Raw genomic sequence first — 12,970 nt, forward strand, 5'->3', positions numbered from 1 at the left:
CGCGACGGCGCCACCGCGGGGCAGCCGGGCCGTCACCGGCTCGGACACCTCGATGACCAGGCCGGTCCGTGATCCGACGGCCAGCGTGAGCACCCCGTCCCGGACCCCGTCCCGGACCCCGCCCCGACCCCGTCGCGGCGCCGGTTCGCCCACAGTGCCAGGGTGCGGGTCAGCCGGATCACCGCAGACGCTCCTCGATCGTTGCGAGAGCCCGGCGTACGGCCGCGGCCTGGGCGGGTGCGAAGTCCGCGAAGAACGCCTCCATGAACGCCGCGCCCCACGCCTCCGTGTTCCCCTCCTGCGCCCGCATCCCGGCCACCATCTCGTCCGGCAGCGCCGCCACGAGCACCCGCGCGGCCTCGTCCACCCGCGGATCGTCGGGCTCCGCGTCCGCGAGCGCGTCCAGCAGGGCGTAGGTCTCGTACGCACGCTCCATCGCGCCCGGCGTTCCCGTCATCGCCGTACGGAACAGCGTGAAGATCCGCTCGGCCTCCTCCGGCGTCGCCACCGTCTCCAGCAGCGTCAGGAACTCCCGCTCCCGCGCCGCCATCGCCGGTTCAGGTCCGGGCAGCGCCGCCGAGGCCCGCGCCATCTCGCCGAACAGCGCGGCCAGCCCCTCCGACACCGGCCCCTCCGCCGGCAGCCCGCCCTCCTCGGCCTGCCGCAGCAACCCCGCCAGCCGCGCCCGCCGCCCCCGGATCACCTCTTCCTGCCGCGCGAGGTCGGCGTCCAGCTCGGCCAGCACCTCGTGCAGTTCCCGCCCGGCGTCATCGGCCAGCACATCCCGCACCTCGTCGAGGCCCAGCCCCAACTCCACCAGCCGCCGCACCCGCGCCAGCGCGACGGCGTCCCGCAGCCCGTACACCCGGTACCCGTTCGCCCGCCGCCGCGGCTCCGGCAGCAGCCCCAGATGGTGGTAGTGCCGCACGGTCCGGGTGGTCACCCCGGCCACCGCGGCCAGCTCTCCGATCCTCATGGGGCCAGTGAATACCTTGACGCCACGGCAAGGTCAACGGCCGCGGGCGGCGGCGGGGCGCCCCCGCCGCTGCGGGTAGCATGGTCATCACGGCGGACGAGCCGGCCGGGCGGTCGCGTCGGGGTCCCTTCGGGATCCCGCCGAGGAACGTCCGGGCTCCACAGGGCAGGGTGGTGGGTAACGCCCACCCGGGGTGACCCGCGGGACAGTGCCACAGAAAACAGACCGCCGGGGACTTCGGTCCCCGGTAAGGGTGAAACGGTGGTGTAAGAGACCACCAGCGTCCGAGGTGACTCGGACGGCTCGGTAAACCCCACCCGGAGCAAGGTCAAGAGGAGCCGCCTCGGCGGCTCTGCGCGGACGACCGAGGGCTGCCCGCCCGAGTCCGCGGGTAGACCGCACGAGACCGGCGGCAACGCCGGTCCTAGATGGATGGCCGCCTCCCCACGGGCCGCAAGGCCCGCGGGAGACAGAACCCGGCGTACAGGCCGACTCGTCCGCCGCCTCCTGCGGCCTTTTCTCGGAAGGGGCCTCCGACCTGTGCATTTCCGCCGGTCCCGGGGAGAGACCGGGCAGTTTCACCGGTGCGGCAGCCGGACCGTGAAGACGGAGCCGCGGCCCGGCGTGCTGATCACCGAGACCGTCCCGTCGTGTGCCTCGGACAGTTTGCGGATGATGGCCAGCCCGAGGCCGCTGCCGCCGGTCTGCCGGTTGCGGGATTTGTCCGCACGCCAGAACCGGTCGAAGACATGCGGCAGATCCTCGGGATCGATACCGCTCCCGGAGTCGGCGACCTCGATGACCAGCTCGTCGCCCTCCGCCCGGGATCGCAGTACGACGTGCCCCCCGCTCGGTGTGTGCCGGATCGCGTTGGAGACGAGGTTGCTGACCACCTGGCGCAGTCGCACCGGGTCGGCGTACACCTCGAGCTCTTCGGCGGCCTCGATGGCCAGTGTGACGCCCGCCGGACCGGCGGACCCCTGGTGCGCCGCCGTCACCTGCTCCAGTACCTGGCGGACAGGCAGCGTTTCACGGTGGAGTACGAGGCTTCCGGACTCCGCCGCGGCGAGGTCGCGCAGGTCGTCGATGATGTGCTGGAGCAGCATCGCCTCGTCCAGGAGAAGGGCGAGCAACTGCTGATCGGCCGGTGTCAGACCGTCCTGAGCCGCCTCCACCCAGCTGCGGATGTTGGTCAGCGGGGTACGCAGCTCGTGGGCCACGTCGCTGACCATGGCCCGGCGCTGTCGCTCCAGAGTCTCCCGGCGCTCGGCGAGGTCGTTGAACGCGGCGGCGACGCGGCCGATCTCGTCCTTGGTGAGCACCGGGACCCGTGCCGCCTCTTCGGCCGGGCGTTGGGCCGCCGCGATCAGGGCACGCAGCGGGCGGACGAGCCGACTGCCCAGCAGGACGGTCACGGCGCACGTCACGGTGAGGACGATGCCCGCGGCGCCCGTGATCCGCGCGATGTTCGCTTCCGAGAGGTCGATGGCCGTGGTGTCCGGATTCTCGCGATCGGAGACGAACAACAGCACGGAGGGCGAGACATAGGGCCGCAGCTGCGTTCGGCGGCCCTCGTTCACGCACTCCTGCGCGGCGCGGTCCGAGTTCTCCGGGGCTCCGTTCCCACGGAAGCGCCAGGAGAAGTCGGCGAAGACCTCGACAGGTGGTCTGGCCTGCTGCTTCAGGCACTCCGAAGCCAATTCGGCGACTTGGGAGAGCGGTAGTTCCTCCGGCGGCAGGGGCTCCTTGAGCAGATCGAGGCCGCACGTCCCGGCGCGGGAACGGCCGTTGGTGCCGGGCTCGGGGGTCGGGATCGCCCCGGAGTCCAGGTCGCCGCCCCCGGTGACCTGGACCGTGGAACGCCCGCTGGGCAGGCGGACGATCTTGGCGGCGATATGTTGCGCGGCCAGGCAGCTCCTGGTCCTGCGCGCCATCTTCCGCACCAGGTCCTGGTCCTCGGCCTCCAGAAGGAACGGGCCCACCGCGCGCGGGTCGATCGGGCCGATGCTCTCGTGGGACAGGACCGGGTCGAGCCGCAGGGGGTCGACGGAGGCGGACGGCCTGCCCGGGAGCCGAACGGTCGATTCCGAACTCGCGATGCGGGTACGAGCGGGAGTGGTGAGGGTGATCGCCCTGCCGGTCCGCTCCGCGAGTGCACGCACCAGGTCCTGAACCCCGCCCCAGTCGGTGTGCGTGGCCGCGTAGCCGATCAGAGCGTCGTAGATGCGCGCGTCGGCCTTCGAGGACCGGCCCTGTTCCGTGTTGATCGCCCGGGTCGTGCTGGTGACGGCGAGCCAGGTGGTCGCGGCCACCGAACAGATCGCGACCAGGAGGGACGCGATGAGGAGCCGGGCGAAGAGGCTGGTGCGCAGGGGAACTCCGGAGCGCCGCACCTCAGTTGCCCACGGGGCCCGGTCCTGGCGTCAGCTTGTAGCCGACCCCGTGGACGGTGAGGAGATGCGTGGGGCGGCGCGGGTTGAGTTCCAGCTTCTTCCGCAGGTTCATGACGTACATGTCGACGGTGCGATCGGTCGAGGAGACGTCCCAGCCCCGGGTGCGTTCCAGGAGTTGCTTGCGGGTGAACACCCGGCCGGGTTCGGCGGCCATGGCCGTCAGGACGGCGAACTCGCCACGGGTGCAGGCGACCAGCTCTCCGGATGGCCCCCGCACCTCGTGCCGGAGCGGGTCCACCGATATCGCGCCCACCCTCAGGACTCCGTCGTGCGGCGGAGCGGTGCGTTCGACCCGTCGCAGCAGCGTCCGGACCCTGGCCATCAACTCGCGCGGGCTGTAGGGCTTCGTCATGTAGTCGTCGGCGCCGAGGTCGAGACCGAGCAGCAGGTCGTCCTCGCTGGAGCTGGCGGTCAGCATCAGGACCGGCACGGACGACTCCTGACGCAGGATCCGGCACACGTCGAGACCGTCGACCTTCGGCATCATCACGTCGAGGACGAGCAGGTCCGGCCGGAGCCGGCGGACGGTGTCGATCGCCGACCGTCCGTCGTGCACGACCACCGCGCTGTGACCCTCCGACTCCAGGTACATCCGCAGTACCTGTGCCTGTCTGACGTCGTCCTCGGCCACCAGGATCTGTGCGCTCATGGCGGCGACTATAAGCCGGGCCCCGTGCGGGCCCCGACGTCCTGACAATCCCGATACATCTTGCTGAAAGCGTTCTGATGGCCGTGCGGCATCGTCGAGGCGTACCCGAAGTCGGGCCCTCCAGCTCGCCCGTGACCGCTTCCGATCGCAGGATGCGTCCGCGTTCACAGCGGTGCCCGCGTCACCCTGGGAGTCATCTGCATGATCCGCCTCATAGCTCGAGCCACCGCGACGACCGTGTGCGGCCCCGTACGGGACCGTGTACGCGTCGACGGCCGCCGTTCCGGCGGCGCGGCAGGAGCGGTCCTCGGCCTGCCCGCCGTGGGGTTCTCCCGGTGACCCGTACGGGAGGGGAGCCCGTCATCGGGACGGACGAGGATCCCGCCCGCACCACCACCGCGGGTGCCCCGAAGGGGCGCCGTATCCGGATCGTCGGTGCCGTGCTCGCCATGGCCCTGGCCTGTGCCGGAATCGCCGTGGGCGTGCCCTGGGGGCAGGGCGGCGGCTCGGCGCCCTCCAAGGCGGAGCCGAAGGCGAAAACGGTCGAGGTCGAACGGATCGATCTGTCCGACACCCGGTCGCTGGACGGCACGCTCGGCTACGGCACGCCGCAGACCGTCAAGGGGGCCGGGGAGGCCATCGTGACATGGCTGGCCTCCGACGGGACCACGGTGACCCGGGGCAAGGCGCTGTACCGCGTCGACGACCGCGAGGTGCCGGTCTTCTACGGCACCGTGCCGCTCTACAGGCGCATCGCGGGCCGGAACACGGTCGGGCGGGACGTGCAGGTGATCGTCGACAATCTGCGGGCGCTGGGGTACGACATCGGGCCCCAGCCCCTGCCCGGACAGGTGGTCGGCGTCACCGCTCCGAAGGATGGCTCGGGACCGGCGGGCGGCAAGCAGGACCAGGAGGCGACTCCGTCGAAGCCCGCCTCGCCCCCGGGGACTTCGCCCGGTCCCGACTCGGGAGCGTCCGGAGAAGGAAGCCCGGACCCTCGGACGCCCGCGAGTGGCGCGAGTGGATCCGACCGTGACTCGCCCGCGGAAGGGGCCGGGGCGAAGGGGACCGGGACGGAGGGAACCGGGGCGCCGGTACGGAAAGCCGCCGCGACCGAGCAGGTGAGGGTCAAGTCCGGTGACGGTGTCCTCACTCCCGCTCTGGAACACGCGATCATACGCTGGCAGACCAACCGCGGAGTGCCGGCCACCGGTGTGATCGAACCCGGTGACGTGGCGGTACTCAGGGGCGCTGTCCGGGTGGACAGCGCCAGTGCCCAGGTGGGCGACCCGGCCTCCGAACCGCTGTTGCGGGTGACCTCGACCGACAAGGCCGTGACCGTACCGGTGGACGCCTCGGAGCGGGGCTCCGTCAAACGCGGCGACCCGGTGACCGTACGACTCCCGGACGGCACCTCGGCCGCCGGCAAGGTGGCCGGCGTCGGCACCGACGCCGACGAAAAGGAGGGCGGGGGCCCCGGCGAGCCGAAGGTGACCATCACCGTCTCGTTCACGGACCCGGACAAGGTGAAGAGGCTCGACTCGGCGCCGGTCCAGGTGGAGTTCGTCTCGGAGACCCGGGAAGGGGTGCTCGCTGTTCCGGTCACCGCGCTGCTCGCGCTCCGCGAGGGCGGCTACGGGTTGCGGATCGCCGGAGGGCGGGTGGTCGCCGTCGAGACCGGGCTGATCGCCAAGGGGATGGCCGAGATCACCGGGGACGGGATCGCCGAGGGTACCGCGGTGGTGACGTCATCGTGACGGGCGTGCGCACCCCGGTCCTGTCGGTCCGTGACGCCGTGGTCGAGTACCCCGGCGGGGTCAAGGCCCTGGCCGGGGTCTCCCTGGAGATACGGAACGGCGAACTCCTGGCCATCGTCGGCCCGTCCGGCTCGGGCAAGTCCACCCTGCTGAACATCATGGGCACCCTCGACCGGCCGACCACCGGCACCGTCGTGATCGCCGGTGAGGACGTCACCACCCTTCCCGACCGGCAGCTGTCCGCGCTGCGGGGACGCTGGCTCGGCTTCGTCTTCCAGCAGTTCCACCTCTCCGAGGGGCTGACCGCCACCGAGAACGTGGCCACCGGCCTGCTCTACGCCGGGGCGCCGAGGAAGCAGCGCCGGCCGCTCGCGCTCGCCGCGCTGGAGCGGGTCGGCCTGGCCCACCGGGCCGGTCACCGGCCGCACGAGCTCTCCGGCGGCGAACGGCAGCGGGTGGCCATCGCGCGGGCCCTCGTCCATGAACCCACGCTCGTCCTCGCGGACGAGCCGACGGGCGCGCTGGACACCGCCAACGGACGTGCCGTGCTGGAACTTCTCACCCAGCTCAACGAGGAGGGGACCACGATCGCTCTCATCACCCACGACCGGGACATCGCCGCGCGACTGCCGAGGCGGGTGGAGATCCAGGACGGCCGCATCGTCATCGACACCGCCGCCGAAAGGCACCCCTGCCGCGACAGGACCGGCGTCGTCGGGGTCGCGCCGTGACGGGGGCCCCGTGGCGTCGTGGCACGCGGTGGCACTCGGTACGCGGGTGGCGCCGGTCCACAACGAACCCACCGCACCGGCCTGTTCGTCTCTCGCCCGCCGATCTGCTGCGTCTCGGGCTGATCGGCATTCGCACCCGGCGGACGCGGGCGGCGCTGTCCGCGCTCGGCATCTCCATCGGCATCGCGACGATGATCGTGGTCACCGGTATCCCGGCCTCCAGCCAGCAGGCGCTGAACGCGGAGCTGACCGCGCTCGGCACCGATCGGCTCCAAGCCGTCGCGAACACATCCTCGGGCGCGGGTGATGAGCCCGTCTCGTTCCCGCCCGAGTCGGTCGAGATGGTCAAGCGCATCCAACCCGTGAACGCGGTGACCGCGGTGGCCAACACCCATGCGGAGGTGCGGCGTTCCGACCGGCACGGCCGCCTGGACGCCGCCGGGCTGACGGTGCTCGCGGCCCAGCCGAACCTGCCGGATGTGATCAACGCGCAGGTTCGCTCCGGCCGGTATCTCTCCGAGGTCACCGGGCGGTTTCCCACCGCCGTCCTCGGCGCGGTCGCCGCGGCCCGCCTGGGCTTCCCCGATCCGCGCCCCGGCGATCCGCCGCCGCTCGTGCTGATCAACGACAGGTGGTTCAGCGTCATCGGGATCCTGCGCGCGGTTCCCCTGGCCCCGGACATCGACCGCGCCGTTCTGGTCGGCTGGGAGGCCGCGCACACCGCGCTCGGCTTCGACCGCCGGCCGACGCAGCTGTTCCTCCGAGCGGATGAGCCGGCGATCGAGGATGTGCACGCGGTACTCCCCGCCACGATCAGCCCGCGGTCCCCGAGCGAGGTGCGGGTCAGCCGGCCGTCGGACGCCCTGGCCGCGAAACGCTCCACCGAGGCCACGTTTTCGGGGCTGTTCATCGGCCTGGCCGGAGTCGCGCTGCTGGTCGGGGGCATCGGCGTGGCCAACACCATGGTCATCTCCGTACTGGAACGCCGCCGCGAGATCGGACTGCGCCGCGCGCTGGGCGCCAACCGGAGGCAGATCCGAGGTCAGTTCCTCACCGAGTCGATCGCGCTGTCCGGCCTCGGTGGCCTCGCCGGAATCACCCTCGGCGTTCTCGGCACCATGGGCTACTCGGCGTACAAGGACTGGCCGCCGGTCATCCCGGTCACCGCGGTGAGCAGTGGGCTCTGTGGCGCGGTGCTCGTCGGCGTCGTCGCCGGTGTGTACCCGGCCGTCCGTGCCTCCCGGCTCTCCCCGACCGCAGCGCTGGCTTCGGCCTGACCCGACCCGGCGGAAGGCGGACGCCGCCGACCCCACCCGACTCCACCGGTGGCCAGCCTCCGGGCCCTGACCGGACTCCACACCACGAGAGAGGTTCACACCATGCGAGCTGCTGATACATCCCGTTCGCCCGGCGCGAGGCGTCTGCTCACGGCCGTCACCGCGCTCACCGCGGCGCTCCTTCTCGGAGCGTGCGGAGGCGGGTCCGACGCGGCCGAGGACGAAGAGAACACGGGCGTCGCGAGCGCGACGGATACCAAGAAGGGCGCCGAGGACAAGAAGGAGCCGAAATCGGCGGCGAAGGTCGAGCGGCCCCTTCTCAGGCCGGACTCCTCCGATGAGGAGGAGAGCAGGCTCTGGGACGTGTATTACGACTGCCTGGCGAAGCAGGGAGTCAAGGTGAGCAAGAACGAGGATGGTTCCTACAGGGGCATCAACGACTCCGACACGGACCCGAAGTTCCCGGCGGGCCAGAAGAAGTGTGGGCAGAAGGAACCCGAGATGCTGTCGTGGCGATCCGCCAGGGAAGACCCGGACTACCGGGACAAGGCGGACAAGTGGCTGAAGTGTCTGAGCTCCCACGGCATCAAGGCGACGGCCGGAGACGACGGCATGCTCGCCCTGGAGGACGGACTGCCGCCCGCGAACAAGAGCAAGTGGCTCGACAAGTGCGAGGCAGCGGCGTTCATGGAGAAGTAGTTGGTGCCCCGCACCGTCGAACGGGCCGGGTCCGGCTCGGCAGTTGGAGCGTATCCGCACGCATGCCGTACGCCCGAGTGCTCACACGGCCGCCCCGGGGAACGCCCCGGGGCGGCCGCGCGCCGTCGCGGCCGACGGCCGACTTGGCGCCCGACTTCCTGTACAGTTGTCCAGGAAGTCGGGGGTCATGCGAAGAGGGTCATACGAAGGGGTGGGGATCCGTGCAGACGGTCGCGTACGTTCTGGTCGGCATCGTGGCGGTGCTTCATGCGTACTTCATGGTGCTGGAGATGTTCCTGTGGCAGCGCAAGCCGGGGCGCGAACTCCATGGGATGGATGCCGGGATGGCCGCGGCCACCGCTCCGCTGGCCGCCAACCAGGGGCTCTACAACGGGTTTCTGGCCGCCGGGCTCGTCTGGGGGCTCATCGCGGCCGACCCGACGGGCTTCCGGGCCCAGATCTTCTTCCTGTGCTGCGTCGTGGTCGCGGGCGTCTACGGCGCGGCCACCGCCAACCGCCGCATCCTGATCGCCCAGGCCCTGCCCGGCGCGCTCGCCCTGGCCGCCGTCCTGGTCGCGGGCTGAACTCCGCCATGGCCACGCAGGACCCGCGTACCGCCCGCACCACCGCACGGCTGCGAGCAGCCCTGCTGGCCGAATGCGCCACGCGTCCGCTGGAGAAGGTCAGCGTGTCCGCCGTGACGACGCGGGCGGGAGTGGGCAGGGCCACGTTCTATCTGCACTACGACGATCTGCGGGCGCTGGCGGCGGACGCGTGCGCGGAGGTCGTGCGCGACGCCGTCGACGCCCTGCACGCCTGGCAGGACGAGACCAACCACTCCCGGCAGGCCCCCGCGAAGCCGTCACGGGCCCCCGTCGAGCCGCCCGCCGCGCTGACCGCGTTCTTCGCCGGGGTGCGGCAGCACCGTGCCCTCTACCGCACCCTGCTGCGCCCCGGCGGCAGCGGGCCGCTCGGCGAACTGCTCCACCACGAGCTGCGTGAGCGGTCCAGGACCGAACGGGAGCGGGTGGGCGCACCCCATGCCGACCTCGCCGCGTCGGCGGTGGCCGCGTCCTTCACCGGTGTCCTCGCCGACTGGCTCCACGGGCTGATCGACGTGGACGCGGACGCCATCGCGCGACATGTGTGGTCACTCCTGATCGCCGTCCACGGGGCCTGGCCCCGGCCCTGACCGGCGGCGTGCGGGGTCCGTGATCCGGCGGTCGACCTCCAACGCGAGGGTCAGTTCGGCCAGTTCGCGGGGGCGGGACAGCGAGCGGCCCGTCTGGTCCTGGAGGCGGCGCAGCCGGTGCCGGACGGTGTTCGGGTGGCAGAACAGGGCGGCGGCGGCGCGGTCGGCGGAGCCGTCGGCGTCGAGCCAGGCGGCGAAGGTGTCGAGCAGCAGGGACCGGTCGCGTTCGGCGACCCGGTCGAGTGCGCCGAGGGTGGTGCGGGCGACGGCGCGCATGACCTGGGGGGCGCCGGCGGCCGCGATGGCCAGTGGGTCCCGGTCGCCTTCGAGCAACGCCTGCACCACGGCCGAGCGTTCGGCCTCGCGGCCGAGGGTCTGGGAGGTGATCTCCTCGCGGTAGCCGTCGGCCATCTCCTGGGTGTAGGTGTCGAGCACGAGCCACATCTCCGAGGCGGCGCGCAGGACGGCCTCGGGCGCGATGTCGCCGGTGGTGGTGGGTTCGGCCTACCGCCGGCGATGTCGAATGCTCGGCCAGGAGCCGCTGCATCCAGTCCGTGACCTTCGCCAACTCGGGTGGTGTCGGCATGTGGCCATCCTTGATGGACAGGTGGAACAGCCAGTCGTCGATACGGCGGTGGATGAACTCGCGGTTCGCCTCCGTCTTGAGCTGGTCGATCTCCGGCAGCAGTTGGGCCGACCACTGCCGGAACTCGGCGGGACCGGTCACCTTCATCGCGATCCTGTCCACGAGGGCGACCACCGCCCCCTTGGACACGATGTCGAGGGGGTCGCGCAGGATCGTGGCCACGATCGCGCGGTCTCGGTCGCGGCTCCGTGAGGAAGCGGTCACCGAGACGACGCGTCGGTAGACGGACGATCGGAGGTGCTCGTCCGCGACGGCATCGTCGACCTCCACGTCGACGATGCCGGCCCCCGCCAGCAACTCGGCCACATCGGAACGCAAGGTCATCGCTTCATCCCTCGCCGCAGGGTTGGTCCTTGGCGGCCTTGCGCCGCTCTCCTTCGGCTCGTCGCGTCCGCCGCGTCAGGGCGGACCGGAACCGTTGAGCCAAAGGGCACCATAGGCGGCGGAGGCCATGCACATCGAAGCGATCACCGAAACGCGCGCCGTGCTGCCCTTCCGGCTGAGGAACAGCGCCGGAGGGATGAGCAGGCTGAAGGCCGGAATCAAGAGGCGAGGCTTCGACTCAAAAAATCCCGAGGAACCCAGGGCGAGGATGATCACGATCCCGGAATATACCTGGACGGGAAGTGGGTACCTGGCTGAAAATCCCAGCAGATAGGTCCGGATCACCATGCCGACACCAATAAGGAGGGCAATGCCTCCAGCGTACGGAGGGGTACTTGCGAGGGTGCCCAGGAACTTGATGAAGGTGACCCCGCCGTCATATCCGTTGCCCCATTCCGACTGGACGTCCAAGTAGCCGAATGGGGTGCCTCTTGAGGCCCCCACCCACGAGATGTAACAGGTGAAACCGGCGGGGGAGAGAGCGAATGAGACGACCTTTGGTGCGCTCCATCCCTCTCTTCGTACGCTGATTGCTACGGCGCTCCAGATGGCCAAAGCCACGGAAATGCCCACCGGGCGGGTCAGCCCTGCCGCACACGCAAGGACACCCGCAAGTACCCACTTCTCCTGGAGTGCGAAGCACAGAGCCCAGGCGGCGGCAGCCGTGAACAGCGACTCGCTGTAGGCCATGCTCTGAACGATACTCACCGGGGTGGTTGCCCAGAGGGCGACCGTGAGGAGGGCTGTTCTGCGGTCGGTGAACATGCCGACGAGCCGATATATGCCGGCCCCGGCAAAGAGCGATGACGCCGCGCTGATCAATAGCCCGGCATCTGCTGGAGAAAGGTGCAGGAGGTGTGACAACACCTTTTCGAAGGCCGGGAACAGTGGGAAGAACGCCTGGTCGGACAGGACTCGACCATCCGGTGCGGTCAAGGTGAAGCTGTATCCGTGTTCTACGACTCTGACGTACCAGAGTGAATCCCACCGGGCGGATAGCAGGAGATGTGCGCTCCTGCCGTTCAGCGAGGACCAGAGTGCCAGGGCGAGCAGGCCGATGGTTTTGACCGACGCCATCAAGGCAAGCGGATGCGCATAGCGCGGACGGTGATCATTCGACGCGGATAATCCTTGTGATGATTCGCGCCAATCGAGCGTGAACATGAGTGCCAAACTTCAGAGATGGCGCACTTCCGCCGTCGGACGGGGGAAGTGCGTGCAGGAAAGAGGACTCGTCCGCCCCGGTCGCCGCGCGTGCGCCGTGCCATACACGATCCATACGGGGTCCGTGCAGGCCGCTGACACGCTGCGTCCATGTATCTGCATCTACTGGGTCCGGTAGGGATCAGCGACGAAGGACACCATGTCAACCCCCGTTCCGCCCGTGCGCGCGGGCTGCTCGCCGCGTTGGCCGTGAAGCCGAACGAGGTGGTGCCGGACGATGTGCTCATCGGCCGGATCTGGGACGACCGGCTGCCCGAGAACCCGTTGGACGCGCTCTACACCTGTGCCAAGCGGCTCCGGAAGGCGGTCGGGGAGGTTGCGACGGGGGAGTGCGTGGTGCGTCGGAGGGGTGGGTACGAGCTGCGCACCGAACCGCTCGCGGTCGATGTGTTCCGCTTCCGTCGCGCCGCACAGCAGGCGGCCCGGACGACGGCCGCCGGAAACCACACGCGGGCGCGGGAGTTGTACTCCGCCGCGCTGTCCCTGTGGTCCGGCACCCCGCTGGCCGATGTGATCGGCGGCTGGGCCGAGCGGACCCGGGAGGTGCTGCACCGGGAGCGGCTCGCCGCGCAACTGGCCGAGGCGCGGATCTGTCTGCGGCTCGGCCAGCACGCCACCACGGTGGCCCGGCTGGACGAACTCGCCGCCGACCACCCGACGGACGAGGGCATCGGCGCCCTGCTGATGCTCGCGCTGCACCGCTCCGGCCGCCGGGCCGAGGCGCTCGGGGTGTACACCCGCACCCGCCGTCATCTGGTCGAGAACCTGGGGGTGGAACCCGGCGGCGAACTGCGCGAGCTGCACCGGCGATTGCTGCGCGGCGACGCCTCGCTGGACCGCCCCGAGAGCGTGCTCCTCGGCGCCTGAGCGTGCCGGGCACCGGGGCCCCGGGGGATGGACGGGGCCCGGGCGGTCAGGGGCGACGACGTGCCGGAGACATACGGCGGGATGTCGGTGGGGCGGCGCGGGGCGCACGGGGCGT

The 12,970-nt window shown here is 70.8% G+C and carries 13 protein-coding genes and 1 other RNA gene; 9 read left to right on the top strand and 5 right to left on the bottom strand.

The window, feature by feature from the left end; translation table 11 throughout:
• Window positions 1-178: 178 nt before the first annotated feature.
• Complete coding sequence (locus AB0C66_RS08215; protein ID WP_362434422.1) at window positions 179-976, bottom strand: MerR family transcriptional regulator; 798 nt, start codon at window positions 974-976, stop codon at window positions 179-181.
• A gap of 97 nt (window positions 977-1,073) precedes the next feature.
• Between AB0C66_RS08215 and rnpB the strand changes: the two genes are divergently transcribed.
• Window positions 1,074-1,476: RNase P RNA component class A (rnpB, locus tag AB0C66_RS08220), an RNA gene on the top strand.
• Window positions 1,477-1,554: 78 nt separating this feature from the next.
• On the opposite strand, the gene AB0C66_RS08225 is transcribed toward rnpB, so the two are convergent.
• Window positions 1,555-3,369: a HAMP domain-containing sensor histidine kinase gene (locus AB0C66_RS08225; protein ID WP_362434424.1), complete on the bottom strand. Its 1,815-nt coding sequence runs from the start codon at window positions 3,367-3,369 to the stop codon at window positions 1,555-1,557.
• 1 nt (window position 3,370) lies between these two features.
• The gene (locus tag AB0C66_RS08230) at window positions 3,371-4,078 is read right to left on the bottom strand and encodes a response regulator transcription factor (protein ID WP_362434427.1); all 708 of its coding nucleotides are present in this window, start codon (window positions 4,076-4,078) and stop codon (window positions 3,371-3,373) included.
• Between the two features lie 335 nt (window positions 4,079-4,413).
• On the opposite strand from AB0C66_RS08230, the gene AB0C66_RS08235 reads away from it, so the two are divergent.
• The 6 genes from AB0C66_RS08235 (at window position 4,414) to AB0C66_RS08260 (ending at window position 9,734) form a co-directional block, all read left to right on the top strand.
• Window positions 4,414-5,835, top strand: coding sequence for a peptidoglycan-binding protein (locus AB0C66_RS08235; RefSeq protein WP_362434430.1), 1,422 nt, complete (start codon window positions 4,414-4,416; stop codon window positions 5,833-5,835).
• A 5-nt stretch (window positions 5,836-5,840) separates the two neighbouring features.
• Window positions 5,841-6,566, top strand: a complete 726-nt coding sequence (locus AB0C66_RS08240) for an ABC transporter ATP-binding protein (protein WP_362434432.1) — start codon at window positions 5,841-5,843, stop codon at window positions 6,564-6,566.
• On the top strand, window positions 6,563-7,843 hold the full coding sequence (locus AB0C66_RS08245) for an ABC transporter permease (protein WP_362434434.1): 1,281 nt from the start codon (window positions 6,563-6,565) through the stop codon (window positions 7,841-7,843). Before AB0C66_RS08240 ends, AB0C66_RS08245 begins: the two co-directional genes overlap by 4 nt.
• Before the next feature lie 102 nt (window positions 7,844-7,945).
• Window positions 7,946-8,542, top strand: coding sequence for a hypothetical protein (locus AB0C66_RS08250; RefSeq protein ID WP_362434436.1), 597 nt, complete (start codon window positions 7,946-7,948; stop codon window positions 8,540-8,542).
• Window positions 8,543-8,763: 221 nt separating this feature from the next.
• Window positions 8,764-9,126: a DUF1304 domain-containing protein gene (locus AB0C66_RS08255; protein ID WP_362434439.1), complete on the top strand. Its 363-nt coding sequence runs from the start codon at window positions 8,764-8,766 to the stop codon at window positions 9,124-9,126.
• 8 nt (window positions 9,127-9,134) lie between these two features.
• Entirely contained in the window at window positions 9,135-9,734 is a 600-nt protein-coding gene (locus AB0C66_RS08260; RefSeq protein WP_362434442.1) for a TetR/AcrR family transcriptional regulator, read from the top strand.
• On the opposite strand, the gene AB0C66_RS08265 is transcribed toward AB0C66_RS08260, so the two are convergent.
• Window positions 9,693-10,169 (bottom strand): helix-turn-helix domain-containing protein, encoded by a 477-nt coding sequence (locus AB0C66_RS08265; RefSeq protein WP_362434445.1) that lies wholly within the window; start codon window positions 10,167-10,169, stop codon window positions 9,693-9,695. The genes AB0C66_RS08260 and AB0C66_RS08265 overlap by 42 nt on opposite strands.
• On the opposite strand from AB0C66_RS08265, the gene AB0C66_RS08270 reads away from it, so the two are divergent.
• Entirely contained in the window at window positions 10,159-10,572 is a 414-nt protein-coding gene (locus AB0C66_RS08270; RefSeq protein ID WP_362434447.1) for a hypothetical protein, read from the top strand. The two genes, AB0C66_RS08265 and AB0C66_RS08270, sit on opposite strands and share 11 nt — an antisense overlap.
• A gap of 207 nt (window positions 10,573-10,779) precedes the next feature.
• Here the strand turns inward: AB0C66_RS08270 and AB0C66_RS08275 are convergent, their stop codons facing one another.
• Entirely contained in the window at window positions 10,780-11,928 is a 1,149-nt protein-coding gene (locus AB0C66_RS08275) for a glycosyltransferase family 39 protein (protein WP_362434450.1), read from the bottom strand.
• Window positions 11,929-12,078: 150 nt separating this feature from the next.
• Here AB0C66_RS08275 and AB0C66_RS08280 point away from each other — a divergent pair, with 150 nt between their 5' ends.
• Window positions 12,079-12,855 carry an AfsR/SARP family transcriptional regulator gene (locus tag AB0C66_RS08280; RefSeq protein WP_362434452.1) on the top strand — a complete coding sequence of 259 codons (777 nt, stop codon included), beginning with the start codon at window positions 12,079-12,081 and terminating at the stop codon, window positions 12,853-12,855.
• Window positions 12,856-12,970: the final 115 nt, after the last annotated feature.

Source organism: Streptomyces sp. NPDC048636, assembly GCF_040650655.1.
Lineage (GTDB): Bacteria > Actinomycetota > Actinomycetes > Streptomycetales > Streptomycetaceae > Streptomyces.

Bases quoted from the DNA above. Each gene is read 5' to 3' on its own strand.
- AB0C66_RS08215 (WP_362434422.1), bottom strand. From the start codon at position 976: ATGAGGATCGGAGAGCTGGCCGCGGTGGCCGGGGTGACCACCCGGACC.
- AB0C66_RS08230 (WP_362434427.1), bottom strand. From the start codon at position 4,078: ATGAGCGCACAGATCCTGGTGGCCGAGGACGACGTCAGACAGGCACAG.
- AB0C66_RS08250 (WP_362434436.1), top strand. From the start codon at position 7,946: ATGCGAGCTGCTGATACATCCCGTTCGCCCGGCGCGAGGCGTCTGCTC.
- AB0C66_RS08260 (WP_362434442.1), top strand. From the start codon at position 9,135: ATGGCCACGCAGGACCCGCGTACCGCCCGCACCACCGCACGGCTGCGA.
- AB0C66_RS08275 (WP_362434450.1), bottom strand. From the start codon at position 11,928: ATGTTCACGCTCGATTGGCGCGAATCATCACAAGGATTATCCGCGTCG.
- AB0C66_RS08280 (WP_362434452.1), top strand. From the start codon at position 12,079: ATGTATCTGCATCTACTGGGTCCGGTAGGGATCAGCGACGAAGGACAC.